This is a genomic window from Mesorhizobium sp. M7A.F.Ca.ET.027.03.2.1, assembly GCF_003999175.1.
In the GTDB taxonomy this organism is placed as follows: domain Bacteria; phylum Pseudomonadota; class Alphaproteobacteria; order Rhizobiales; family Rhizobiaceae; genus Mesorhizobium.
Map to the genome: position 1 here is coordinate 1 of NZ_RZOM01001220.1, position 1,677 is coordinate 1,677.

The 1,677-nt window shown below is 67.2% G+C and carries 2 protein-coding genes; both read right to left on the minus strand.

What is annotated here, in order from left to right; translation table 11 throughout:
- Positions 1-648, minus strand: a 648-nt coding sequence (locus EN750_RS33160; protein ID WP_127399178.1) for an ABC transporter permease subunit, incomplete at its 3' end; no start/stop codon positions are given.
- A complete protein-coding gene (locus EN750_RS33165; protein WP_127399179.1) occupies positions 645-1,454 on the minus strand; it encodes a taurine ABC transporter ATP-binding protein in 810 nt (269 codons plus the stop codon). The genes EN750_RS33160 and EN750_RS33165, both read right to left, overlap by 4 nt.
- Between the last annotated feature and the right edge of the window lie 223 nt (positions 1,455-1,677).

The window sequence follows — 1,677 nt, forward strand, 5'->3', positions numbered from 1 at the left end:
GCGCAGACCGGTCAGGATCGACGGCAACGCGCTGGGCAGGATGACGTGGCGGACCACTTGGCGCTGGGTAGCGCCCAGCGAGCGCGCCGCGTTGATGCGTTCCTGCGAGACGCCGCGAACGCCGGACGCGGTCGACAGCGCCACCGGCGCCAGCATGGCAATGGCGATCACCAGGATCTTCGACGGCTCGCCGATGCCGAACCAGATGATGACCAGCGGCAGGTAGGCGAGCGGCGGGATCGGCCGCAGGAATTCCAGCAGCGGATCGAAGATGCCGCGCCCGATGGTGCTGATGCCGATGGCGAGACCAACCGGCACGCCAATGGCAAGGGCGGCGACCAGCGCGGCGAATACCCGGCCCAGGCTGGCGACGGCATGCTGCAGCAGCGTAGCATCGACGAAGCCGTCACGGGCGACGGTGATGAACTTGTTCCACACGGCGGCAGGCGATGGCAGAAACACTGGCGACACCAGTTGCAGGCGGGCCGACAGCGCCCACAGCGCCAGCACCATCAGGATGGTCACCGCGCTGACCGCGCGCGCAGAAACGCCTTTGCGTTTCGGGCTGGGCCGCGACCACGGCACCGACAGGCCATCGGCCTCGTCGATCTTGTGTCCCGCCCGCTCGGTGTAGGAGGTAACGGTCATGCCGCCTCTCCTTCGAAGATCGCGTCGGTCAATTCGCCACGCGCCACCGCAAAAGCCGGATCGGCCTTGATGGTGCGGATGGCTTCGCCCGATGCGTAGCGCCTGGAGAAGCCGGGTTCAAAAGTCCGCACCACGCGGCCGGGACCGGGCGCCAGCACGACGATGCGGGTGGCCAGCACCAGCGCCTCCTCGATGCCGTGCGTCACCATCAGCACGCCGACCTCGCTTGCCGTCCACAAATCGAGCAGCGTCGTCTGCATGCGCTCGCGCGTCAGCGCATCGAGCGCGCCGAGCGGTTCGTCGAGCAGCAGGAATTCCGGTTCGGCGGCGAGCGCCCGGGCCAGGCCGACACGCTGCCGCATGCCGCCGGAAAGCTCCCAGATGCGCTTGTCGCCGGCGTCGGTGAGCTTCACCAGCGCCAGCAACTCATCGGCGCGCTGGGCCCGCTCTGCGGGCCTGACGCCGCGCAGCCTGAGCGCGAAGGCGACGTTTTCGCGCGCCGTCAGCCATGGGAACAGCGCGTCGTTCTGGAACACCACCGCCCGGTCCGAACCAGGTGCTGTGATCGGCTTGCCGTTGATGGAGGCGCGCCCGGGTGCCGGCGCGACAAGGCCGGCGGCGACGTTGAGCAGCGAGGTCTTGCCGCAGCCGGACCGGCCGACCAGCACGACGAAATCGCCCTTGGCGACATCGATCGACACAAGCTCGACGGCAGGCTCCGCCTGGCCGTCATAGTGGATCGAGACCTTGTCCAGTACGAGATGGGGGTCCAGTACGAGATGGGGGTCGAGCACGAGATGCGGCATGGATGCCTCGCAATTTCGTTGAAATCCGACGGCCCCGGCGCTCGTCAGCGGTTCCGGGGCAGTCAGCACGCGGCGTCAGGGAAGAAGCGCGCGGGCCGGGTTCAGAGCAATTCCAGGAAAAGTGTGAAGCGGTTTTCCGTCCGGAATTGCGTTGAGCGAGTACTAGTTCGAGGCAAGCGCCTCTGTGACGTATTTCGACGACACGTATTTCGAATAGTCCGGC

Coding starts and splice junctions, on each gene's coding strand:
- EN750_RS33165 (WP_127399179.1), bottom strand. CDS start 1,454: ATGCCGCATCTCGTGCTCGACCCCCATCTCGTACTGGACCCCCATCTC.